This window comes from Sphingobium sp. RAC03, assembly GCF_001713415.1.
GTDB lineage: Bacteria > Pseudomonadota > Alphaproteobacteria > Sphingomonadales > Sphingomonadaceae > Sphingobium.
Genome location: NZ_CP016456.1, coordinates 1897866 through 1918811 on the forward strand (window position 1 = coordinate 1897866; position 20946 = coordinate 1918811).

The following is a 20946-nucleotide window of genomic DNA, read 5'->3' on the forward strand; positions in this document are numbered from 1 at the left end:
CACCGCGATAGGAGTTTGCGCGGTAGCAAATAGAAGGACAGGGGCCAAAGCTGACCGGGGGGAGCCCGGACGGTTGGGGTCGTTTTTGGCTGATTTGTAGAACCCATTGGTAAGATGAGTTAAGGAGTGTCGTTGCTGAATGGCCTATGCTGACCACTCGGAAGGATCGAGTCGCACGATATCGATCATCATCGTCGCCCTGATTCACGCTGTTCTTGGCTATGCCTTCGTCTCCGGCCTTGGCATGAAATATGTCAAACAAGCGGCAGAACAGCTGAACGTGATCGACGTGAAAGAGGAACCGCCACCACCGGACGAAGAGCCGCCACCGCCGCCGCCAGATCAGCCGATCGAGCCGCCGCCGGTAGTCGCTCCGCCGCCGATCGTGCAGACTCCGACCCCGGCGCCGCCGATTCAGACGGTTCGGACACCGCCTCCGGTGTTCAACCCCGTCCCGGTCGCAGCACCGCCCCCACCACCGGCTGCACCGCCGCCGCCGCCTCAGGCCGCAACGCGCGCTTCGCCGCGTGGGTCGCCAGGCAGCTGGCTCAGCGATGCCGACTATCCGAGCCGCGCTCAGCGCGAAGAACGTTCGGGTACGGCTGGTTTCCGTCTGGAAATTGGCCCGGATGGTCGCGTGACCAACTGCACCATCACTTCATCGACCGGTCATTCCGATCTGGATGAAGCGACCTGCCGCCTGCTGCCGCGTCGCGCACGCTTCAAGCCGGCCAAGGGTTCCGATGGCAGGGATATGTCCGACACGTACAACGGCCGTATCACTTGGCGTTTGCCGGAATAATTCAGAACGGAAGGGCGGGCGCACCGCGCCGCCTTTCCTTCGCTTGATCTCATTGAGAGGGAAGTCTTGATCATGTTGAACTCCATCATCGCGGCCGCTGCCGCACCTGCCGCGGAAGCCGCCAACCCCTACGGCCTCATGGAAGCTCTGGAACAGGGCGGCATCATCGCCTGGACCGTGTTCATCATCCTGGTCGGCATGTCGGTCGGCACCTTCTATGTGCTGTTCACCAAGCTGATCGAACAGCAGAAGGTCATCAACCAGTATAAGAAGGTCCGCACGACCTTCTGGCGTTCGAATAGCCTGAAGGAAGGCGTCGCCAAGCTGGAAAAGAACAGCGCCTACAAGCAGCTGGTCGATGACGGCATTGCCGCTCAGGAACAGCACAGCAAGCTGACCGATCCGGTCGAAGCCCATGACTGGCTGCACGGTTCGCTGGCCCGTTCGGAAAACGCCATCAACTGGAAGCTGGGCGGCGGTCTCGCTTTCCTCGCGACTGTTGGTTCGACCTCGCCGTTCGTCGGTCTGTTCGGTACGGTTATCGGTATCTACCGCGCGCTGATCAAGATCGGTGCTTCGGGTCAGGCATCGATCGACGCCGTTGCCGGTCCGGTCGGTGAAGCGCTGATCATGACCGCTCTGGGTCTGGTCGTCGCGGTTCCCGCCGTGCTTGCCTACAACTTCCTGCAGCGCCGTAACAAGGCGATCGCCGAGGACCTCTCGTCCTTCTCGACCGACCTGCTGGGCTACATGGTTTCGAACGGTGCAGTGAAGCCGGTTGTCGGCACGCCTGCTCCTGCCCAGGTGGGCAAGCCGGTTCCTGCAGCCGCCACCAAGGCCTGATCAAATATGGGAGCCGGAATGCATCGCGCATCTTCGGCTCCCAAGATCGCCGCTCCTGGCGTGCGGTCTAAAATGACAGACATGTTAGGATACTGATCAATGGCAATGAGCGTTGGTGGCTCCGGCGAAGAAAAGCCGATCACAGATATCAACACGACGCCGCTCGTCGACGTCATGCTGGTGCTTCTCATCATCTTCCTGATCGCCGTCCCTGTCGTGCTTCAGACGGTCGATCTAGAGCTTCCCAAGGTCGAATTCGAACCGACCACGACCAAGCCGGAGAACGTCTCGCTGTCCATCATGCCAGCAGAAGACGGTAGCTGTGCGGTTTACTGGAATATGACCAAGGTCAATTCCGAAGACCTGCTCAACCGCGCCGTTGCCAAGCTGGAAGCGGACATCAAGAAGGTTGGCGGCATCGAGAATATGACGCCGGAGGATCTGCCCGAAGTGCATATCCGCGGTGACATCAATACCCCCTATCGGTGCATCGGTGGCACGATCTACACGATGCAGCGCGCAGGTTTTCCGAAGGTCGGCTTCATTTCCGAGCCGGAACCAGGTATGAAAACCACTCGTATGTAACGTCCGATACGTGCTGATTATTGTGAATTTCTAGGAGTACGCCCCATGGCAATGAGCGCCGGTAGCGACGATGGCGAACCGATGATGGAAATGAACACGACGCCGTTGATCGACGTCATGCTCGTGCTCCTCATCATGTTCATCATCACCATCCCGATCCAAACCCACGCGGTGAAGATCGATCTGCCGCAGTCCTCGACGAACGACGCCCCCATGGTCGATCCAGTGAAGAACAAGGTTGCGATCGACGCAGCCGGGATCATCACCTGGAACGGTTCGGCGATCGATCTGCTGACGCTGCGCCAGTATCTGCAACAGTCGCTGCGCCTGCCCGTCGAGCCGGAACTTCAGTTCCAGCCGAACGCGCAGACCCGTTATGTGACCGTTGATGAAGTGCTCGCCGAGATCAAGCGGGCAGGCGTCACCAAATTGGGTTTCGTCGGCAACGAACAATATGGCAATTTCTAAGGCCTGATCTGCCTCTCCCTGCTCGCGTCAGGACTTCCCAGTTTGGCGGGCAGTGGATAGCAGATAGACCTTATGATCATGCCGGACCATCAGGGGTCGCCTTCGGGCGGCCCTTTTTTTGGTTGTGACCTGTCTCCAGCACCGCAAAACCGACCGAAAACGTGCGGGTTTAACCAATTCCTTACCTCAATCCCCGACACTGACCGGTGAATGGAATGAAGTGCAAGCCATGGGCGCCGATCGACATCATCAAGCCAGCCATCAGGCGCGCGCTGCCGAACGCCGTCATGTGCGGATCAGCGTCAAGATTCGGCGTCCCGGCGAAACCTGGGTCAAGAGCGCGATCGCTGACCTCTCGGTGTCGGGCTTTCGGTTGCAAAGTTTCATGAAGCTGCTGCCTGGTGGCGAATTATGGATCATGTTGCCCGGCTTCGAGGGGCGTCGTGCGCGAGTCCTCTGGACGCGCGGGCATGAGGCGGGTTGCGCCTTTGAAAACCCGCTCCATCCGGCGATCCTCGACCATGTCGTGAAACTGCATGAGGCCGCCACCCGAGCCTGACGGGCGGAGCAACGGCACGCGTCAGGCGGCGGGCATATCCTGAAATTGCAGGCTGGCGAGCCGGGCATAGAGCCCGCCCTGTGCCACTAGCGACGCATGGTCGCCTTGTTCGACGATCCGGCCCTCATCCATCACGATGATCCGGTCTGCCGCCCGGACGGTCGCCAGCCGATGGGCGATGACGATGGTCGTCCGTCCCTGAATCAGCCGCCCCAACGCATCCTGCACCAATCGCTCGGACTCCGCATCCAGCGCCGACGTGGCCTCGTCCAGCAGCAGGATCGGCGCGTCGCGCAGCAGGGCGCGCGCGATCGAGAGCCGCTGGCGCTGGCCGCCCGACAGACGCGCCCCGCCTTCGCCCATGAATGTGTCGAGACCCTGTGGCAGCGCGCGCAGGAAACTTTCGGCGTTGGCGGCACGCGCCGCTTCCCAAATCTCGTCATCGCTGGCGTCCCAGCAGCCGTAGCGCAGATTGTCGCGTGCTGAGGCTGCGAAGATCACGCTATCCTGCGGCACCATCGCCATCATAGCGCGCGCAGCGGCTGGATCGGCATCGGGCAGGGCCACGCCGTTCAGACGCACGACGCCTTGGTCGGGATCGTAGAAGCGCTGCGCCAACTGGATCAAGGTCGTCTTGCCAGCGCCCGACGGCCCGACCACCGCCACTGTCTCGCCCGGCGCGATGTCCAGTGACACGCCGTTCAGCGCGGCCTGATCGGGGCGGGTGGGATAATGAAAATAGACGTCGGCAAAGGTCAGCCGTGCGCCATTGGTGGTGACCGGGATCGGCACAGGCACGGCAGGCGGCAGGATGTCAGGCGTCGCGCTCATCAATTCGTGCAGGCGGCTGGCCGCACCCGCGCCGCGCAACAGGTCGCCCCAGCTTTCGGACAGCGAACCGAACGCTCCGGCTACCAATCCGCCGGTCAGCACGAACGCGGCGATGCTGCCGCCCGACAATCGCCCCGCGGCAACGTCCAGCGCCCCTTGCCACATGACGGCGGTGATCGATCCGAACACCAAAGCGATCACTACGGCGGTCATGATCGCGCGCAACCCGATGCGGCGGCGTGCGGTCGCAAAACCCGCCTCGACGGTGGTGTTGAACCGCATCGCCTCGCGGGCCTCCTGGCCAAAGGCCTGCACGATCTTCATCGCGCCCAGCACTTCGCTGGTGACGCTGCCGACATCGGCCAGCCGATCTTGACTGGCGCGCGACAGGCCGCGCACCTTGCGGCCCAGGCTGATCAGCACCAGCAGGATGACGGGAATGCCCAGCAACAGAAGCGCCGCCAGCTTGGGGGCCAGCGCGAAGAGATAGATCAGCCCGCCAAGCCCAGTCACCAGATTGCGGAGCGCCACGGACACGGTCGATCCGACCACCTGCTCGACGATAGCCGTGTCGGCGGTCATGCGCGACGCGATTTCGGACGGGCGGTTTTCTTCAAAGAAGCGCGGTGCCTGCCGCAACAAATTGGCCTGGGTCGCGCTGCGAATATCGGCGACGACCCGTTCACCAAGCCAGGACACGAAGTAAAAACGCAGCGCGCTGGCCAACGCCAGGATGATGACGATCAGCAGCAGATATTCGAACCAGCGGCTGATGTCGCCGCCGCCCATGAACCCCTTGTCGATCACCAAGCGAAAGCCGCTGGGGATGCCTAGCGTCGCCGCCGACGAGACGATCAACGCAGCCAATGCCCCTGCAATGCGCGCCGGATAGCGCCGGGCGAACCGCCACAACATCGCCAGGCTGCCAAGGGCGGGTCGCGCGTCGGCGCGGGCGGTGGGTTGCGGGCTGTCCTCCATGCGCGGCGCTTAGCAGGCCGCCCCTAAAGCCTCAATGGGGCGTCCTGCCCATGGGGGCGATGGTGCCAGCCAGGTGCAGGATGCGGCGCGTGTCGCCCTCGCCGGTCAAGGCATAGGCCATGGTGCCGACTTCCCAATAAGCCACTACATCTCCCGCACGTCGGGCGACCAGCGGCGTGGCCTCGGCGGGGGTTTCGGCCTTGTCGGCGAACAGGGACAGCGTCTCCTGTTCCGGCGTCACGATGGTCATCGCGATGGCGGGGCTGTCGGTCGTCGGAAACAGTTGAACGTCGGTCACCCGCCAATCGCCCGGCAATGCAGGCAGGATGATGCCGGTCGACCGCTGGATTTCCTGCGCGTCGAACGTCGCGCTTTCGATCTGCGAGGCCATGCCCTGCCGCAGCAGTCCGGTGCGGCGCGAGGCGGCCGCTTCGTCCAGAAAGCTGCTCGCCTGCGCGCTCTGGGGAAATTCGCCCAATTCGCCGCGCGCGATCCAGCCGATACCCAGCAGTGCGGCAACCGCCGCCGCACGGCGCATATGCCGCCATGTGCGCCCATCCTCATTGTCGTTGGCGACCGGCGCGGTCAGATCGCGGCGGCGACCGACCAGCGTGCCCTTGGTCCCGTCGCGCATCAGGCGAAAGTCGATATGCGGCCACCTCTCGCGCCAGCGCCGCGCAACGATACGTTCGCCCGGCCGCGCGGCATCGTCCAGCAGCACCACGCCATTGGGCGACAATCGCGCAAACAGGCTGTCCGCCGCGCCCCGTACCAGCGGATGGACGCTCCAGGGCGGGCCGTCGATGATGATCAGATCGATGCGTTCCGGCACGCCGTCCAGCGCATACCAGCGGCCGGGCCAATCCGCGCTTTCATGCGTCAGCGGCGCATGGCGAATGTCGGCATCGATGGCATGGTCGCCTAGCCATTGCCGGGTCGCCTCGACAAAGCTGCCATGCTGGTCGAAACTGTGCAACCGCCCGCCGCCGTGCAATTGCAAGGCTCGCGCCGCGATCAGCGAGGAAGCGCCTGCACCCAGTTCTACCACATGGGCAGGGCGTAGCCGTGCAATCTCCCGCACGATATGGCGCAGAAAACCGACATCGGCCTTCCAACTGCCCAGATGCGGCAACGCATCATGCGGCAGGCCGAGTTCATCAAGCAACGCGCGCTTGTCCGCCGGGCGTCCGCCCGACAAGCTGGCGAGCAACCACGGCCAGCCGATCGCACCGAAACCGATGCGCCACGCGATGTCCGACAGGCGGCGCGGCCAGTCGCTTTGCGCGGCATGGGCTTCATCGAGGGGCAAAAAGCCGGTGAGGTCGCGGGATGTCACGGAAAATAGGCTCCTTGTTGCATCATGGGACTATGCCGGACTTTATGTTTCGCTCATATGACGGTCTCGACCATGGTCAACCGATGACGCAGGAAAGCGCGATGATCCGTATAGTCTCTGCGACCGTCGAACGCTGGCCGGTGGCGGGTGCCTTCGTCATCAGCCGGGGGGCCAAGACTCATGTCGATGTCGTCGTCTGCACCGTGGGCGATGGCACCCATGTCGGACAGGGCGAGGGCACGGCCATCTATTATGAGGGCGAAAGCGCTGAAAGCTGCGTCGCCGCCTTGCATGCCTATACCGGACCATTGGACCGCGAAGCGCTGCTGACCGCCATGCCACGCGGCGCGGCGCGCAATGCGCTCGATTGTGCCTTATGGGATTTGGAAGCCAAGCAGGCGCGCGCGCCGGTGTGGCAGTTGGCTGGTCTGGCACCACCCGCACCGCTGGCGACCGCTTTCACGATCAGCTTGGGCGATCTCGATCGGATGGAGGAAGCCGCGCGGGTCGCGGCGGCGCGGGGCTTTGCGTTGCTCAAATGCAAGTTGACCGGCGAAGGCGACCGTGACCGCATCGCCGCCGTGCGGCGCGGCGCACCCACGGCGCGGCTGATCGTCGATGCCAATGAAAGCTGGCATGATCGCGACATCGCTGCAGAAGCAGCAGCACTCGCGGCCTTGGGCGTGGAGATGGTCGAACAACCCGTGATCCATGGGCAGGAGGCGCGCCTCGCGGGCGTTCATGCGCCGCTGCCGCTCTGCGCCGACGAAAGCTGCCACACGCGCGCCGATCTCGACCGGCTAGGCGATTTCGACGCGGTCAATATCAAGCTCGACAAGGCCGGCGGGCTGACCGAAGCCCTGGCTTTGGCGCGCGAAGCGAAAGAGCGCGGATTCCGGCTCATGGTCGGCTGCATGCTCGGCACGTCGCTTGGCATTGCACCTGCCGCTCTGTTGGCGCAGGGCGCGGACTGGATCGACCTGGACGGCGCGCTATTACTGGCGGAGGATCGCGACGGTGGGCTGGCGCTGTGCGACGGGCAACTGCAACCCGGCCCGCTCTGGGGCATGGGCTGATCCGTTCAGCGACAGCCTCATTCCTTCTCGACCTGACGGACCGCCTGAACATCGGGATAGGGTAGAACCATCCGCCCGTCGGGTGCCGCGGTAAAGCTGGTCTGGGTTGGATAGGCGAACTCGATTCCGCGTTCGTTGAATTGGCGCAGGATGGCGAGGCCGACCTTGTGACGGATGACGTAGATGGCATCCCAATCGGGCAGATAGACGTCGAACTCGACTTCGAAATCCAGGCTCGACGCACCAAAGCTGATGAAACCGGACCGAACGAAATTCGCGCCGAGATCCGTGACGATCGTTTTCAATATGTCGGGAATCTGTTCGGCGACGTCGGGCGGCGTCTGGTAGATGACACCGATCGCGAATTTGATCCGGCGATGGTCGAGCGTGAAATAGCTGGTGATTTCCTTTTGCAGCAGATTGGCGTTGGAGATCACCTTCTTCTCGCCGGTAATGGCGCGCAAGCGGGTGGATTTCAGACCGATTTTTTCGACCGTGGCGGTCGTCATGTCATAATTGATCGTCTCGCCCCGGCGGAACGGCTTGTCGAAGATGATCGACAGGGCAGCGAACAGGTCGGAAAATATGCCCTGCGCTGCGAGGCCGATGGCGATGCCGCCAATGCCAAGGCCCGCGACAAGTCCGGTGACGTTGACGCCCAGATTATCCAGTACGACGATCGTCGCGACGGCAAAGAGGACGACGCTGACCAACAGGCGGATAAGCCCCATGGCGTTGGCCAGTGTCTCGCCGCCGCCATCCTGCGCCAGCGTCTTGCGCTCCACCAGTCCCAAGATGATCTCCCGCGCCCACAAGGCCGCTTGCCACACGGCCGCAATGGTGAAGAGAAAGGCGATCGTTTTGTAGAGCGGAGCCGGTGCATCGGCATAGCCCGCCACCAGCCGCGCCGCGACCATGACCATGAAGAAATGCGTCGTGCGCGCGGCGGCCCGCCCCAGCACATTGGCATAGCCTAGCGGATCGCCGCGCGTCCCCTTGTGCCGCTTGCCAACCCCGCGCAGCGCCGTCAGCGCGAGGTAGATCAAGACGCCGACCCCGATGGCGATCAATATCTGGACATAATGGACGGCAAGCCAGTCGCTGGTCGAGCGCCACATCGCGCCGAGATCGGGCGGCCGCACCGTGATGACGGGGTCGGCGGGGGTTTTCGTATTGGCCATGCTATCCTGTAGTCTGTTGAGTGCGGATCAGGCCGCCGCTGCAAGCGGGGCGCAGTCCACCAAAGTATCGAGAAAGGCGATCAATCCGCGTTCCTCTCGCGACAGATATCGTGTTCGACGCGGCAAGCGAAGCTCGTCGCGCCATTCATCCTGCCCCTCCTTGCATAGGGCAATAAGTGCGGGATGAACATAGGATTTGCGGCTGATCGCCGACGTGTTGCCCAAAGCCACCGCCACCGGGTCGATCATCTCCTTCAAAGAAACATGCCCGGCCGCCAATGTTTCAAAGGCGATCGTGGACGCGCCCCAGGTGCGGAAATGCTTGGCGGTGAACGGCTCTCCCATGGCATCGGCGATATAGGTGTTGACGTCGCTTGACGTGATCGGCCGCGCTTCACCCTCCTCGTCCAGATATTGAAACAGATGCTGGCCCGGCAGATCCTGTACCTGCCGCACGAAGCGCAGCAGGCGACTGTCGGTCACGGTCAATTGCTGTTCCTTGCCCGACTTGGCGCGATAGCGCAGCGTCAACGACTGGCCGTTGAGGTCGAGGTGACGGCGACGCAGCGTCGTCGCGCCGAAGCTCTTGTTGGTCGTGGCATAATGTTCGTTGCCGACGCGCAATTTGGCGAGGTCGAGCAGGCGGATGACCGCCGCGATGGTGCGATCTTTGCGCAGCCCCCGTTTGGACAGGTCCGCCTCCAGCCGGGCGCGCAACTTGGGCAGGGCGCGACCGAAATGGGGGCATCCGGCATATTTCTCCGCCTCGCGCGCGGCGCGAAAGTCGGCATGATAGCGATATTGTTTGCGCCCCTTGTCGTCATAGCCGGTCGCCTGGATATGGCCATAGGGGGAGGGGCAGAACCAGCAGTCGCGATAGGCAGGCGGCAGGGCGATCGCGTTCAGCCGGTCGATCTCGTCCCGGTCTATGATCCGCGCGCCATCGGCATCGCGATAGGCCCAGCCCTGTTTCAACGGGCGCCGCGTGATGCCGGGCACGCTGTCATTGGCATGGATTATGGCGGTTTGGGGCATGGCGTCCTTCTCGTCTCCCCAAACCCGCCTTTCGTCGCTTCGTTCCGCAACCATGGGGGCTCCGGGCCGTTAAACGGCCATTCCCCCCATGCAGGAGACACCCATGTCCGCCATCGAAAACAGCCATATTCTCATCATCGCCACGGATGGGTTCGAACAATCCGAACTGTTCGATCCACGCGACATGCTGATGAAAGCCGGGGCCAAGGTGACGCTGGCCTCGCCCGAAAGCGACCCGATCCAGGGCATGAAGCATGATGAAAAGGGCGATACCATCACCCCCGACATCATACTCGATGCCGTTTCGATGGACGATTATGACGGGCTGATCCTGCCCGGTGGCGTCGCCAATCCCGATACGCTGCGCGTGAATGAAAAGGCGATCGCGCTCATCCGTGCTTTTGCCGACGCCGGCAAGCCCGTCGCCGCCATCTGCCATGGTCCCTGGCTGCTGATCGAGGCGGGCGTAGTGAACGGCCGCACCGTCACGTCCTGGCCTTCGGTGCGTACCGACCTCACCAACGCCGGTGGAAAGGTTGTCGATCGGGCGGTTGCGATCGACGGTAATATCATCACCAGCCGTAACCCCGACGACATCCCTGCCTTTGTCGAAGCCTTTACGAAGGCCGTGACCGAAGGGGCCAGCGTAGCCGCCTGAACGATTGGCTGCCGTCCGGATGCCACGGCACCGGGCGGCGGCGCAACACCGACAGATGCGCAAGCGCCAGCGTGGCGCATAATGTGCCACCGGCCAGCATGAGCGCTCGAACGTCCGGTGCAAAGACGGCGATCATAGCGGCGGCGCACGATCCCGCAATCGCCCATCCCAGCGCCCGGCCATCGCCATCCGGCCCGCGCAGCCAGAACACGCATCCACCCACCCCGACCAGATAGGCGCTGGCGTAACGCAGTGCCGCGACATCGGCCCCCCATAGCGGCAGCATCAGCAAAAGCAGCAGCATGATCCCGCCGCGCGTCAGCCGTCCCATGGCTGGCGCAAGCAGCGGATAGAGCAGCATCTCGCACGCCAGCACCGCCATCAGGATCGCCAGTGCCTCGGTTGGACGACCCGCGATCAGCGCCACGGTTGCCGTTGCGCCCCAGGGGAGCAGCCGTTGCGGGGCCATGCGGATATGGCTGACCCAATCGCCCACGCCATCGCGCCTCTCCCAGCGTCGATCGGCAAGGCGCAGTTGGAAGCCGCCCATGACAAACAGCGCGCCGACACCCGCCGAAAAAAGCGCAGGCGCAATCATCGGCGAGGCCAGCAACAGCCCCAGCAACATGCCCTGCGCCAGGCCCAGCGCCCGCAATTCTCCGTTCATGCCGGAACGCCCTGCCGCGCGACGAGCGCTGTGGCCAGATCCTGCCGTGCCGCCGTCTTGCGCTTGCGGGTCAGATAGGTGTCGAGGCCGATTTGCAGCGCCAACATCATGAAGATGAACGGTTGATAGGCGATACCCACGAACAGCGATCCGATCATATAGATGATATGCCCCTGTTGCAGCGCCAGCGCGAAGGGCGAAATCCACGCTTCCTGCGGTCCATCGCGCTTGCGGTAGAAGCGGCGGATCGATTCGGTGCGGATGAAGCAGATGAGGTGAATGAGCGCCCAGACCGCAAAGCCGAAATAGCCCTGCTCACCCAGCAGCTCGAAATAGGCGCTATGATAGGCACGGCCCTTGTCCGTGACGATCCGGGTTTCCAGGCGACTGCCGCCGCTGTCGGTCACGACGCTTCGCGCGACATAGGTAAAGCTGTTCTGCAGATAATTGTCGAACCCGCCGCCGCCCGGATGATCCTTCACATAGTCGAGCGTCCACATCCACACCGCGACACGGGTGGAGGCGCTTTCGTCGCCCTGATGGTTTTCGATCGTCTGCATCCGCTGCGTGAAGCTGGCGGGCAAGAAGGGGATCGACACCAATGCGGCCAGCAGCATCAGCGGCCCGTAGACGAAGCGCCGGGGCGACCGCATCAGCATCAGCCCGGCCAGAATGACGATGCAGACGAGGCCAGTACGGGCCTCGGTGCCGATCGGCATCAACAGGCAGGCCAGGCACAGGCAATAGCAAAAACCCTTCACCTTCCAGTCGGGCGGAAAGATGGTGCCATGTTTGGCCAGCCACAGGATCAGCGGGATCAGCGAGATGGCGACGCAGCTGATGATGGAGCCTTCATATAGCCCGCTATTATTGTCGACCATCAGGTTGAGCACGCCATAGCCGCCGCCCGACAAGGCGGTCTTGAGGCCGCCATTGATGATGATCGTGCTGGCGCACAGGATCATGAAGACGGTCATCGCCTCGATTCGCAAGCGTGTGCGCAACACCAGCGGCAGGAACACGCCTGCGATGATCGCCTTCCACACCCAATTCCATTTGGTCAGCGCCTCGACCGGGAAATCGGCGGTCATGGTGGTATAGCCGCACCAGGCAAGCAGCACGAGCATCAGCCCCTGCCGCGCCGAGAATCGGCAATCCTTCTTGTCGTCCATCACCAGCCAGGCGCCCACCATCGCGCCAAAGGCGATGAAGGAGATCGGGATCGAATTGAGCAGGAAATAGGACAGGCGCTGGGGCGAGACGATGTCGATATAGGCATAGACCGCGACCAGCAGGAACGGCCGCCTGAACCCCATCAGGAAGAAGACGCCCAGAAAGGCGAGGAAGAACAGGTCACGCATCGCCCGTCTCACCCTCTGGCTCTGGATCGCGATCAAGGTCGGGGCGCGACAGCAGGCGCCAGGCCGTCAGCAGGATCACGCCATGGCTGACCAGCAAGGATAAGGTGTCGATCATTATGCGTTCTTGTTCCCGGTAGCCGCCTCTTCGTCCTAGCGAGACAGAGTTGACGGGGCGTTAAACCTTTTTCGGCAGACAGGGCTGGCTATGACTCGCATCCTTCATGTGCTGGACCACAGCCTCCCGCTCCACAGCGGCTACACCTTTCGGACCCGTGCGATCCTGCGCGCGCAGATGGCAAAGGGCTGGGCGGTGCGTGGCATCACCGGCCATCGCCATGTCGCGCCACAGCCACAGGACGGCGCGGCACCGCTGGAAGAGGTGGTCGATGGCCTCCATTTCCACCGCACGCCGGGGCAGCCCGCGACCGGCAATCCGCTGATTCGCGAATGGCGCGACATAGCGGCGCATGCCGACGCGATCGAATCGCTGGTGCGCGATTGGCGGCCCGACATCATCCACGCTCATTCGCCCGTCCTCAACGCCATCGCGGCGCAGCGGGTCGCCAAGCGGCATGGCATCCCGATGATCTACGAAATCCGCGCCTTCTGGGAAGATGCGGCGGTCGGCAACGGCACCGGGACGCAGGGAAGCCCGCGCTATTGGCTCACCCGCCAGCTCGAAACCCATGCGGTGCGCGCCGCCGATGCGGTCGCGGTAATCTGCGAAGGGCTGCGCGGCGACCTGATCGCGCGCGGCATCGATCGGGACAAGATCATCGTGTCGCCCAATGGCGTCGACATGGAACAGTTTGGCGATCCGGTCCCGCGCGACCCTGCGCTGACGGCTAGGCTGGGACTGGAGGGGGCCGATGTCGTCGGCTTCATCGGCAGCTTCTACGATTATGAAGGGCTGGACGATTTGATTGCGGCGATGCCGCGACTCGTGCGTGCCCGGCCCAAAGCGAGGCTGTTGATGGTGGGCGGTGGCCCGCGCGAACAGGCGTTGCGCGAACAGGCGATGGCGTCGCCTTTTGCCGATCATATCATCTTCGTCGGCCGCGTGCCGCACGACCAGGTCGAACATTATTATGCGCAGGTCGATATTCTTGCTTACCCACGCAAGGCGATGCGGCTGACCGATCTGGTGACCCCGCTCAAGCCGCTGGAAGCCATGGCGCAGGGGCGACTCGTTGCTGCGTCGAGCGTCGGCGGCCATCGCGAGCTGATCGAGGATGGCGTTACCGGCACGCTCTTCGCGCCAGACGATCCGGCGAGCATCGCAGCGGCGCTTGCCGGGCTGTTCGCCGATCGCGCGCCCTGGGATGAACGCCGCGCCGTGGCACGCGCCTTTGTCGAGCGCGAGCGCAACTGGTCGGCCAATATCCTGCGCTACGAACCGGTCTACCAGCACTTGCTGGCCCAAGCCGACGGCGCGCGGGCGGCGGCCTGACGGCATATGGCGCCACGCGGATCAAGACCGGACCGGGCCATGGTGATGGCAGCGCTGGGCGGCCTCGTCGCCGCACTGGCGGTGCTGCTGACCCCGGTGGGGCTGATCGAAATGCTGGTGGCGTCCAGTGGGCTGAGCGAAGCGCTGCCCGCCGCCGCGCCGCCACTTGGCCTCAAGGCCCGAATATTGATCGCTCTTTTCGCCGCTATAATGGTGATGGGGATCATTTTGACGATGCGGCGCGACACGACTGTGGCGACGGAACCAGGTGAAAAGAAGCAGCGCGTCGAACGCGCCAAGGGAGCACGAAAAATGGGTTTCGCATTTTCCAAATGGGCCGCGCTGGCGCGGGGCCGTTCCATCGAATCAGTCGAAGGCGCGCCGCCGACGCTGCGCCGGGCCGATGCCCATCCCGATGCGCCGGCGCGCGCACCGATCTTCGCCAGCCGCGACCTGAACGGCGTCGATATTTTCGCCCGCCCTGAATCAGGACGACGCGGGCTGGTGGCGCAGGCCGTGGTGGAGGCGCCCGCCATCCGGTCCACGCCGGATTTTCCCATGCCCGCCGCGCCCTTGCCGGTTGCCGAGGCGGACTTGCCCCAGCCCGCTTTCCTGCGCCCGGCCGCGCCCCTGATCGAGCCGGAGGCGGCAGAAGAGGCCGCACCGGCCATCGAAGCCAAGGCACCCCCTGCGCCCCTGCCAACCCCAGCGCCGCGCCCCTCGACCCAGGGACTCACGATCGGCCAGTTGACCGAGCGGCTGGAACGCGGCTTGTCCCAGCGTCGCCGCACCGCATCCGATGATGGCATCCGGGTGCTGGCCGACATGCCGCCCGCCATGCCGGTACCGGTGCGCGACACGCCCGATACCGACACCGACGCCGCATTGCGCGCCGCGCTGGGCACGTTGCGCAGCATGACCGGCCGGGCGCGCTAACCCCCTACCACTCCTCGATCGTCAGCGCCGACAGCTCCACCCATAGGCCGTCGGCGCTGTCGCCCTCTGCATCGACGCAGATGTCGGCGACGAAATGGCGCGGCAGCACCCATTGCGCTTCGCTCAGCCCATCGAGCAGGCGCGCCTTGCTCGCCTGCGCCTCCGCCCCGCTGATCGCCAGCCGCACGACATGGCGTCGCCCCTCGAACAAAGCGCTGGCCCAAGGGCGGCTCACTGCCCGTTCGACGCGGGCATTGTCGCCCGCCCGCGCGAGCAATTGGGCCAGCAGGCGGGGCAGGGGGTCGGCCGTGCCTTTTCCTATTGCTTGATTTCGGATCAGGTTGCCTGCGCGCACATGCGGATCGATGCTTGTCATTGGCCGCTGCTCCTGCGATATGTGTTCATGAAATGTTCTACACGTCTCTTTATCCGTTCGCCCGGCTCGCGTCCGCCGCGCAGGTCGAAGACCAGCCGTGGATCGCGCACGCTGGCCCGCCCGAAGGTGGCGGGCGGCATCTCGTGGCGGCGAAGGAATGTCTCGATCATGCGCAACAGCATCGGCCTCAATCTCCCCTGTCATGGCGACTCGCCCCGCGCGAGCCGTTAGGTATATTCCTATCTCAAAGCCAATTTCCTACTTGTCTAGGAAAAATCTTATCAGTAATGGACGGATCATGGATGAATCGCAGGACGCTCGTATCGCGCTGGAACGGCTGATCGCCGACCGGGGGGAGAATTATGCCGATCTGTCCCGGCTGATCGGCCGCAACCCCGCCTATATCCAGCAGTTCATCAAGCGCGGGACGCCGCGCAAATTGGATGAGGATGATCGCCGCGTGCTGGCCCGCTATTTCGGCGTACCCGAACAGATGCTGGGCGGGACAGCGGCGGCGCCCCTGTCGGCAACGTCCGGCCGGATGCGCAGCGTGCCGGCCGTGGTCGCCGTACCCCGGCTGGCGCTGGGCGCGTCGGCGGGCGGCGGCACGCTGGACGAGGATGAGCGCGCGGCGGGCGTGATGGCGTTCGACGCGCACTGGCTGCGGCACTTGGGCGTGCGGCCGCAGCGCGTGTCGATCATCCGCGTCGATGGCGAATCGATGGCGCCGACGCTTAGCGACGGCGACGACATCATGGTCGATCATGATGATGATGCGCTGCGGCTGCGCGACGGCGTCTATGTGTTGCGGCTCGACGGCGTGCTGATGGTCAAGCGAATCGCCATGGGGCCACTGCGGGGCCGGTTCAGCGTGGTCAGCGACAATGTCCATTATCCCGACTGGGCCGATATCGACCCGGCGCTGGTGGACATCGTCGGCCGCGTCGTGTGGACTGGCAGGCGTCTGGTGTAGGTGGTGAGACCACCCTATCTGTGCGCCAAAGGAGTATCGGTGTGAACGACAATGGCGCGGTGATCCGCAAGGGCTTGGAATGGCGCGGCGCGCGGCTGGCGCTAGCGACGGTGGTATCGACCTGGGGATCAGCCCCGCGCCCGCGCGGCAGCCATATGATCGTCCATGAAGACGGCCGGTTCGAAGGCAGTATTTCCGGCGGCTGCGTCGAAACCGACGTGCTGCAACGCGCCACTGAAGTGATCGCAGGCCGCGCGGCGCATGTCGAAACCTATGGCGTGGCCGATGGCGATGCGTGGGAGGTCGGTCTGCCCTGCGGCGGCGAGATCGCGGTGCTGGTCCAGCCGGTGGGGGAGGATGGCTTTCTCCCCGACCTGTTCGACCGGATCGACACGGCGAACGCGCGCGGGCGCGCCGTCACGCTGGCGACCGACCTGGCGACCGGCGCGACGCAGGAAGGGAGCGGGGAGGGACTGTTCCTCAACCGCTATGATCCGCCCCGCCGCTTGCTGATCGTCGGCGCGGTGCAGATCGCCAAGTCGCTCGTGCCGCTGGCGCAGGCGATCGGCGTAACCCCGGTGCTGATCGACCCGCGCGGCCGCTTCCTCACCGCCGAACGCTTCCCCGGCGTCGAACTGGACGACCGCTGGCCCGACGACGCTATCGCCGCGCGCTTCCCCGGCGAATCGACCGCCGTGGTCACGCTCAGCCATGACATCAAGATCGACGACCCCGCGCTGGCCGCCGCGTTGCGCGCGCCGACCGGCTACATCGCCGCGCTTGGTTCGCGCAAAAGCCACGCGGCAAGGCTGGAGCGGCTGGCGGCCATGGGTTTTGGCGCGGAGGACTTGGCGCGGATCGACGGCCCGGCTGGTTTGGACATCGGCGCGATCGGCGCCGCGGAAATCGCGCTGTCGATCACGGCGGGCATGGTGGCGGGGTTCAACCGGATGCGGGGGTGATTATTGCTGAAATGAAAATGGGGTCAGGGTGTTTGGTAAACTGACACCATAAATTCATGCTGCATTCGATCACTCTTCGACGGTGATCAGTTTTTTGCGCTTCGTGAATAGAACAAACATACCCAGAATAATGTCACCGAGGCCCCAGAGGAACAGTAGGAACGTGAAGCCGATCCCAGCACCAATAGCTTGTCCCGCCTGTTCTGCCGAGTTGTCCGGTGCATCCATGCCTCCCAAGATGCTCATAGCGCTAAGCATCCAAATCAGCATTAACACATTGAAGCCTATGAAAAGCCACTTAACTAGCTTTCCAAAAAAAGACCGATCGCTTACTTCTTTTTGAACCAATGACAATTTTAATGCTCCCACTTGAGTCCAGTAGTGTCAAAAGTCATCTGTTGCATACCGTTCTGATAGAATTGGGCTTCCACTACCATCTTCTTTGATTTCTTGAGATTCGTCAGAAAGCCTTTTGCACCTTGAACGAAGACCATGTTGTTCGTGCCGTCGCTGGCATCGGTGCAGCCATAGCGACGGATCGGCCCGTCATCGAACTTCACATTAACATGGCTGTCCGAGAAGCTGTTACAAAGGATTTGGCCGCTATCAACGCCCAAGAGAATATCGAAGCCGAACTGTGGACTCTGACGTATTAGCACTTTGCCTATCTGGTCGCCGTAGGGGAAGCCAAGGCTGAGTGTGTTCGTACCGGTTAGCGTTGCGTAATATGTCGTCCGACCGCGCATCTCATCCTTATCTGCACTGTAGGACCAAGCACTTTCAGGTTCGGCAGGCTTCTCAAATTCGTCGCTGTCGGCAGCTGCGGGCTTGTCAGGGGAGCCAGCGGCCTTTGAGGCTTCTTGCTTCTTGGATTCGCTCTTCAAATCGCTTTCGACACTTTGCGGCCCCACAACGCCAATAAGAATGAATACAACGAATGCAGCAGCACCGAAATGCCAACGTTTCCAGCCTTTGATGTAAGGCTTAAAAATGCCGACGACCGCAGCGATAAATATCAATGTGAATATAACGGCCAATGGAGTCCCCCGACACTTCGCACATAACAGATTATATCAAGTGCATAAAATTTCGATGAACGCCCGTCAAATATGGAATCAAGCGGTCGCTTTGTTCCGCTAAGTATTCCCCCCTAACAACACCGCCCCCCATTCTTCCCGCCATAGCGCGCCTCCTGCCGGTCGCGGAAAAAGGTGATGCGGTCCATCACTGGCTGCCCCGGATGATGGGCCTCGCAATGCCGCAGATAGGCGTCATAGTCGGGCATCCCGACCATCAACCGCGCGGTCTGGCGCAACGTGTCGAGCAGCCCGCTCATGCGGTCGGCACCAGTTGCGCGGGGATTTCCTGCGCGGTCGGCTCTGTACTGCGACGCGCGGCGAGGCAGGTGCGGATCGTGAAGACCAGAAGCGACAAGACCACGGCCAGGAACAGCGCGACCAGCGCCGCGTCGATCCGGTCGTTGAAGATGATGCGCTCCATCTCCGCCATCGACTTGGCGGGGCTAAGCACTTCGCCTTTGTCCGCCGCCGCGCCGAACTTGGCCGCATGAGCGAGGAAGCCGAGCTTGGGATCAGGCGAGAAGAGTTTGAGCCACCCCGCCGACAAAGTGCAGACCAGCAGCCAGGCGGTCGGGATCATCGTCACCCAGGCGAAGCGGTCACGCTTCATGCGGAACAGCACCGCCGTCGCCAGCATCAGCGCGATCGCGGCGAGCATCTGGTTCGAGATGCCGAAGACTGGCCACAGCGTATTCACCCCACCCAGCGGATCGGTGACGCCTTGATAGAGGAAGAAGCCCCAGGCCGCGACCGTCAGCGCGGTTGCGACGACGCCCGGCACATGGCTCTTGCTCTCCTTGAAGGACGGCACGGCCAGCGCGATCAGATCCTGCAGCATGAAGCGCCCGGCGCGCGTGCCCGCATCCACCGCGGTCAGGATGAACAGGGCTTCGAACAGGATGGCGAAATGATACCAGAAGGCCTTCATCGCCGGGCCGCCGACGACATGGCTGAAGATTTCCGCCATCGCCACCGCCAGCGTCGGCGCGCCGCCGGTGCGTGAAATGATGCTATGTTCGCCGACATCCTTGGCCGTCTGGGTGATGAGGTCGGCCGAGATCGGGAAGCCCATGGCGGTGACGGCAGCCGACGCACTCGCGGCATCGGTGCCGATGATCGCGCCGGGGCTATTCATCGTGAAATAGATGCCGGGGTCCAGAATCGACGCACCGACCAGCGCCATGATCGCCACGAACGCCTCTATCAGCATCGCGCCATAGCCGATCACCGGGGCGTGGGCTTCGCTCGCGATCAGCTTAGGCGTGGTGCCGCTGGAAATCAGCGCATGGAAACCCGACACCGCGCCGCAGGCGATGGTGATGAACAGGAAGGGGAAGAGGCCGCCCGCCCACACCGGCCCGCCGCCATCGACGAACTGGGTCAGCGCGGGCATTTTGAGCGGCGGGGCCATGATGACGATGCCGATGGCCAGCGCCGCGATCGCCCCGATCTTGAGGAAGGTCGAGAGATAGTCGCGCGGCGCAAGCAACAGCCATACCGGCAGCACCGACGCCACGGCGCCATAGCCGATCAAAATCCAGCACAATTGCACCGGCGTAAAGGTGAAGATCGGTCCCCAGACCGGCGAGGCGGCAATCGCCTGCCCATAAACGATCGCAGCGAGCAGCCCGACGAGGCCCAGCAGCGACACTTCGCCGATCCGCCCCGGCCGAATCCAGCGGGTATAGACGCCCATGAACATCGCCAGCGGCACGGTCGCCGCCACGGTGAACATGCCCCACGGACTTTCGGCCAGCGCCTTAACGACGATCAGCGCCAGCACCGCGAGGATGATGACCATGATCATGAAGGCGCCGATCAGGGCGATCGTCCCGGCCCATTGGCCCATTTCCATGCGAATGAGTTCGCCCAGCGACTTGCCGTCGCGGCGCATGGAGATGAACAACACCATGAAATCCTGCACCGCGCCCGCCAGCACGACGCCCACGATAATCCACAGCGTACCGGGCAGATAGCCCATCTGCGCCGCCAGCACTGGTCCGACCAGCGGCCCCGCGCCCGCGATCGCCGCGAAATGATGGCCAAACAAGACGGTCCGCTCGGTCGCGACATAGTCCAGCCCGTCGGCGCGGCGGACGGCAGGCGTCGGCCGCGACGGATCGAGCCGCATCACATGGCGCGCGATGAATAGCGCATAATAGCGATAGGCGACCAGGAAGCTGCTGACCGCCGCGACCACGATCCACAGCGCATTGACTGCCTCGCCACGCGATACCGCCACGACGCTTAGCGCCACCGCGCCGACAATCGCCAACGCTATCCAGGGAAGATGCCGGGTCATCGCTCTCTCTTGTGATCGTCGGTCAGGAGGGGGCACAGTAAGCCGCTCGCCTCAAAAGACAATCGCACGATGGTCGGATCAGCGTCGCCGCGCGAACGGCCAGTCGATCACGCCGCCCGCCCATAGCGCCCACCAGATGATCAGTGGTTGCAGCGCCAGTCGCGGCCCATGATACCACCAGCTCAAATGCACCCCGCCCAGCGGAATGTCGCCCAGCGCATGGTGGATATTGGCGGGCCATACGCACAAGGCATAGAGCGCCAAGCCGATACCGGCCGCCCGGCGCAGCGGCGGCAGCATCAAGCCCAATGCCCCGGCAATCTCTGCTATCCCGGTCAACCAGACGACGGTGGCGGGGAAGGGCACCCAGTCGGGCGTGATGGCGATGAACCCGCCCGGCGACCGAAAATGCGCGACGCCTGCGACCAGATAGATCAGCGCCAGAAGGACGCGCGCAACCTGCCGGGCGCGGCTGTCCCGCCGCACCC

Annotated in this window: 25 protein-coding genes; 11 read left to right on the forward strand and 14 right to left on the reverse strand. The window is 63.5% G+C overall.

All coding sequences use genetic code 11. The features are described from left to right. The first annotated feature begins 139 nt into the window (after nt 1-139). From BSY17_RS13750 to BSY17_RS13770, 5 genes are all read left to right on the forward strand, one after another. Entirely contained in the window at nt 140-802 is a 663-nt protein-coding gene (locus BSY17_RS13750; RefSeq protein ID WP_069065925.1) for an energy transducer TonB, read from the forward strand. Nucleotides 803-874: 72 nt separating this feature from the next. Further along, entirely contained in the window at nt 875-1645 is a 771-nt protein-coding gene (locus BSY17_RS13755; RefSeq protein ID WP_037473520.1) for a MotA/TolQ/ExbB proton channel family protein, read from the forward strand. 99 nt (nt 1646-1744) lie between these two features. After that, a complete protein-coding gene (locus BSY17_RS13760) occupies nt 1745-2230 on the forward strand; it encodes an ExbD/TolR family protein (RefSeq protein WP_037473522.1) in 486 nt (161 codons plus the stop codon). 45 nt (nt 2231-2275) lie between these two features. Beyond that, the gene (locus BSY17_RS13765; RefSeq protein ID WP_037473523.1) at nt 2276-2698 is read left to right on the forward strand and encodes an ExbD/TolR family protein; all 423 of its coding nucleotides are present in this window, start codon (nt 2276-2278) and stop codon (nt 2696-2698) included. A 229-nt stretch (nt 2699-2927) separates the two neighbouring features. Beyond that, nucleotides 2928-3257, forward strand: coding sequence for a PilZ domain-containing protein (locus tag BSY17_RS13770; RefSeq protein ID WP_069065926.1), 330 nt, complete (start codon nt 2928-2930; stop codon nt 3255-3257). 21 nt (nt 3258-3278) lie between these two features. On the opposite strand, the gene BSY17_RS13775 is transcribed toward BSY17_RS13770, so the two are convergent. Continuing rightward, nucleotides 3279-5066 (reverse strand): ABC transporter transmembrane domain-containing protein, encoded by a 1788-nt coding sequence (locus BSY17_RS13775; protein WP_069065927.1) that lies wholly within the window; start codon nt 5064-5066, stop codon nt 3279-3281. Between the two features lie 31 nt (nt 5067-5097). After that, nucleotides 5098-6402: a class I SAM-dependent methyltransferase gene (locus BSY17_RS13780; RefSeq protein ID WP_069065928.1), complete on the reverse strand. Its 1305-nt coding sequence runs from the start codon at nt 6400-6402 to the stop codon at nt 5098-5100. 101 nt (nt 6403-6503) lie between these two features. Here BSY17_RS13780 and dgcA point away from each other — a divergent pair, with 101 nt between their 5' ends. Further along, entirely contained in the window at nt 6504-7478 is a 975-nt protein-coding gene (dgcA, locus tag BSY17_RS13785) for an N-acetyl-D-Glu racemase DgcA (protein ID WP_069066977.1), read from the forward strand. A gap of 17 nt (nt 7479-7495) precedes the next feature. Here the strand turns inward: dgcA and BSY17_RS13790 are convergent, their stop codons facing one another. Both BSY17_RS13790 and BSY17_RS13795 read right to left on the reverse strand, forming a co-directional pair. Then, a complete protein-coding gene (locus tag BSY17_RS13790; RefSeq protein WP_069065929.1) occupies nt 7496-8659 on the reverse strand; it encodes a mechanosensitive ion channel family protein in 1164 nt (387 codons plus the stop codon). A gap of 27 nt (nt 8660-8686) precedes the next feature. Continuing rightward, on the reverse strand, nt 8687-9694 hold the full coding sequence (locus BSY17_RS13795; protein WP_069066978.1) for a DNA topoisomerase IB: 1008 nt from the start codon (nt 9692-9694) through the stop codon (nt 8687-8689). Between the two features lie 103 nt (nt 9695-9797). On the opposite strand from BSY17_RS13795, the gene BSY17_RS13800 reads away from it, so the two are divergent. Beyond that, a complete protein-coding gene (locus BSY17_RS13800) occupies nt 9798-10352 on the forward strand; it encodes a type 1 glutamine amidotransferase domain-containing protein (protein ID WP_069066979.1) in 555 nt (184 codons plus the stop codon). On the opposite strand, the gene BSY17_RS13805 is transcribed toward BSY17_RS13800, so the two are convergent. From BSY17_RS13805 to BSY17_RS22040, 3 genes are read right to left on the reverse strand one after another with little or no spacing between them, the layout of a single operon-like run. After that, nucleotides 10312-11019, reverse strand: a complete 708-nt coding sequence (locus BSY17_RS13805) for a hypothetical protein (protein WP_237236319.1) — start codon at nt 11017-11019, stop codon at nt 10312-10314. The genes BSY17_RS13800 and BSY17_RS13805 overlap by 41 nt on opposite strands. Further along, a complete protein-coding gene (locus tag BSY17_RS13810; RefSeq protein ID WP_069065931.1) occupies nt 11016-12380 on the reverse strand; it encodes a putative O-glycosylation ligase, exosortase A system-associated in 1365 nt (454 codons plus the stop codon). Before BSY17_RS13810 ends, BSY17_RS13805 begins: the two co-directional genes overlap by 4 nt. Continuing rightward, complete coding sequence (locus tag BSY17_RS22040; protein ID WP_257785021.1) at nt 12373-12495, reverse strand: hypothetical protein; 123 nt, start codon at nt 12493-12495, stop codon at nt 12373-12375. Before BSY17_RS22040 ends, BSY17_RS13810 begins: the two co-directional genes overlap by 8 nt. A 90-nt stretch (nt 12496-12585) precedes the next feature. On the opposite strand from BSY17_RS22040, the gene BSY17_RS13815 reads away from it, so the two are divergent. Together BSY17_RS13815 and BSY17_RS13820 are read left to right on the forward strand one after the other, a co-directional pair. Beyond that, nucleotides 12586-13830 (forward strand): TIGR04063 family PEP-CTERM/XrtA system glycosyltransferase, encoded by a 1245-nt coding sequence (locus BSY17_RS13815; RefSeq protein ID WP_069065932.1) that lies wholly within the window; start codon nt 12586-12588, stop codon nt 13828-13830. Between the two features lie 45 nt (nt 13831-13875). After that, nucleotides 13876-14766: a hypothetical protein gene (locus BSY17_RS13820; protein WP_069066980.1), complete on the forward strand. Its 891-nt coding sequence runs from the start codon at nt 13876-13878 to the stop codon at nt 14764-14766. 4 nt (nt 14767-14770) lie between these two features. Here BSY17_RS13820 and BSY17_RS13825 read toward each other — a convergent pair whose 3' ends face one another. Both BSY17_RS13825 and BSY17_RS13830 read right to left on the reverse strand, forming a co-directional pair. Further along, the gene (locus BSY17_RS13825; protein ID WP_069065933.1) at nt 14771-15142 is read right to left on the reverse strand and encodes a hypothetical protein; all 372 of its coding nucleotides are present in this window, start codon (nt 15140-15142) and stop codon (nt 14771-14773) included. Beyond that, nucleotides 15139-15324 carry a hypothetical protein gene (locus BSY17_RS13830; protein WP_037476400.1) on the reverse strand — a complete coding sequence of 62 codons (186 nt, stop codon included), beginning with the start codon at nt 15322-15324 and terminating at the stop codon, nt 15139-15141. Before BSY17_RS13830 ends, BSY17_RS13825 begins: the two co-directional genes overlap by 4 nt. A gap of 116 nt (nt 15325-15440) precedes the next feature. Here BSY17_RS13830 and BSY17_RS13835 point away from each other — a divergent pair, with 116 nt between their 5' ends. Next, a complete protein-coding gene (locus BSY17_RS13835) occupies nt 15441-16115 on the forward strand; it encodes a S24 family peptidase (protein ID WP_037476398.1) in 675 nt (224 codons plus the stop codon). 41 nt (nt 16116-16156) lie between these two features. Further along, nucleotides 16157-17077 (forward strand): XdhC family protein, encoded by a 921-nt coding sequence (locus BSY17_RS13840; protein WP_069065934.1) that lies wholly within the window; start codon nt 16157-16159, stop codon nt 17075-17077. 69 nt (nt 17078-17146) lie between these two features. Here the strand turns inward: BSY17_RS13840 and BSY17_RS21585 are convergent, their stop codons facing one another. The 5 genes from BSY17_RS21585 to BSY17_RS13865 all read right to left on the reverse strand — a co-directional run bounded on the left by BSY17_RS21585 (nt 17147) and on the right by BSY17_RS13865 (nt 20944). After that, nucleotides 17147-17323 (reverse strand): hypothetical protein, encoded by a 177-nt coding sequence (locus BSY17_RS21585; protein WP_171899243.1) that lies wholly within the window; start codon nt 17321-17323, stop codon nt 17147-17149. A 110-nt stretch (nt 17324-17433) separates the two neighbouring features. Next, entirely contained in the window at nt 17434-18114 is a 681-nt protein-coding gene (locus BSY17_RS13850; protein WP_150125796.1) for a hypothetical protein, read from the reverse strand. Between the two features lie 113 nt (nt 18115-18227). Then, nucleotides 18228-18413, reverse strand: a complete 186-nt coding sequence (locus tag BSY17_RS13855) for a YbdD/YjiX family protein (protein WP_069065937.1) — start codon at nt 18411-18413, stop codon at nt 18228-18230. Then, nucleotides 18410-20458 carry a carbon starvation CstA family protein gene (locus BSY17_RS13860; protein ID WP_069065938.1) on the reverse strand — a complete coding sequence of 683 codons (2049 nt, stop codon included), beginning with the start codon at nt 20456-20458 and terminating at the stop codon, nt 18410-18412. Before BSY17_RS13860 ends, BSY17_RS13855 begins: the two co-directional genes overlap by 4 nt. 78 nt (nt 20459-20536) lie before the next feature. After that, on the reverse strand, nt 20537-20944 hold the full coding sequence (locus tag BSY17_RS13865; RefSeq protein ID WP_171899244.1) for a DoxX family protein: 408 nt from the start codon (nt 20942-20944) through the stop codon (nt 20537-20539). Between the last annotated feature and the right edge of the window lie 2 nt (nt 20945-20946).

Bases quoted from the DNA above. Each gene is read 5' to 3' on its own strand.
- BSY17_RS13790 (WP_069065929.1), bottom strand. From the start codon at position 8,659: ATGGCCAATACGAAAACCCCCGCCGACCCCGTCATCACGGTGCGGCCG.
- BSY17_RS13800 (WP_069066979.1), top strand. From the start codon at position 9,798: ATGTCCGCCATCGAAAACAGCCATATTCTCATCATCGCCACGGATGGG.
- BSY17_RS13860 (WP_069065938.1), bottom strand. From the start codon at position 20,458: ATGACCCGGCATCTTCCCTGGATAGCGTTGGCGATTGTCGGCGCGGTG.
- BSY17_RS13750 (WP_069065925.1), top strand. From the start codon at position 140: ATGGCCTATGCTGACCACTCGGAAGGATCGAGTCGCACGATATCGATC.
- BSY17_RS13825 (WP_069065933.1), bottom strand. From the start codon at position 15,142: ATGACAAGCATCGATCCGCATGTGCGCGCAGGCAACCTGATCCGAAAT.
- BSY17_RS13775 (WP_069065927.1), bottom strand. From the start codon at position 5,066: ATGGAGGACAGCCCGCAACCCACCGCCCGCGCCGACGCGCGACCCGCC.
- BSY17_RS13765 (WP_037473523.1), top strand. From the start codon at position 2,276: ATGGCAATGAGCGCCGGTAGCGACGATGGCGAACCGATGATGGAAATG.
- BSY17_RS22040 (WP_257785021.1), bottom strand. From the start codon at position 12,495: ATGATCGACACCTTATCCTTGCTGGTCAGCCATGGCGTGATCCTGCTG.
- BSY17_RS13835 (WP_037476398.1), top strand. From the start codon at position 15,441: ATGGATGAATCGCAGGACGCTCGTATCGCGCTGGAACGGCTGATCGCC.
- BSY17_RS21585 (WP_171899243.1), bottom strand. From the start codon at position 17,323: ATGAGCATCTTGGGAGGCATGGATGCACCGGACAACTCGGCAGAACAG.
- BSY17_RS13795 (WP_069066978.1), bottom strand. From the start codon at position 9,694: ATGCCCCAAACCGCCATAATCCATGCCAATGACAGCGTGCCCGGCATC.
- BSY17_RS13810 (WP_069065931.1), bottom strand. From the start codon at position 12,380: ATGCGTGACCTGTTCTTCCTCGCCTTTCTGGGCGTCTTCTTCCTGATG.
- dgcA (WP_069066977.1), top strand. From the start codon at position 6,504: ATGATCCGTATAGTCTCTGCGACCGTCGAACGCTGGCCGGTGGCGGGT.
- BSY17_RS13755 (WP_037473520.1), top strand. From the start codon at position 875: ATGTTGAACTCCATCATCGCGGCCGCTGCCGCACCTGCCGCGGAAGCC.
- BSY17_RS13805 (WP_237236319.1), bottom strand. From the start codon at position 11,019: ATGAACGGAGAATTGCGGGCGCTGGGCCTGGCGCAGGGCATGTTGCTG.
- BSY17_RS13760 (WP_037473522.1), top strand. From the start codon at position 1,745: ATGGCAATGAGCGTTGGTGGCTCCGGCGAAGAAAAGCCGATCACAGAT.
- BSY17_RS13830 (WP_037476400.1), bottom strand. From the start codon at position 15,324: ATGCTGTTGCGCATGATCGAGACATTCCTTCGCCGCCACGAGATGCCG.
- BSY17_RS13815 (WP_069065932.1), top strand. From the start codon at position 12,586: ATGACTCGCATCCTTCATGTGCTGGACCACAGCCTCCCGCTCCACAGC.
- BSY17_RS13820 (WP_069066980.1), top strand. From the start codon at position 13,876: ATGGCAGCGCTGGGCGGCCTCGTCGCCGCACTGGCGGTGCTGCTGACC.
- BSY17_RS13770 (WP_069065926.1), top strand. From the start codon at position 2,928: ATGGGCGCCGATCGACATCATCAAGCCAGCCATCAGGCGCGCGCTGCC.
- BSY17_RS13855 (WP_069065937.1), bottom strand. From the start codon at position 18,413: ATGAGCGGGCTGCTCGACACGTTGCGCCAGACCGCGCGGTTGATGGTC.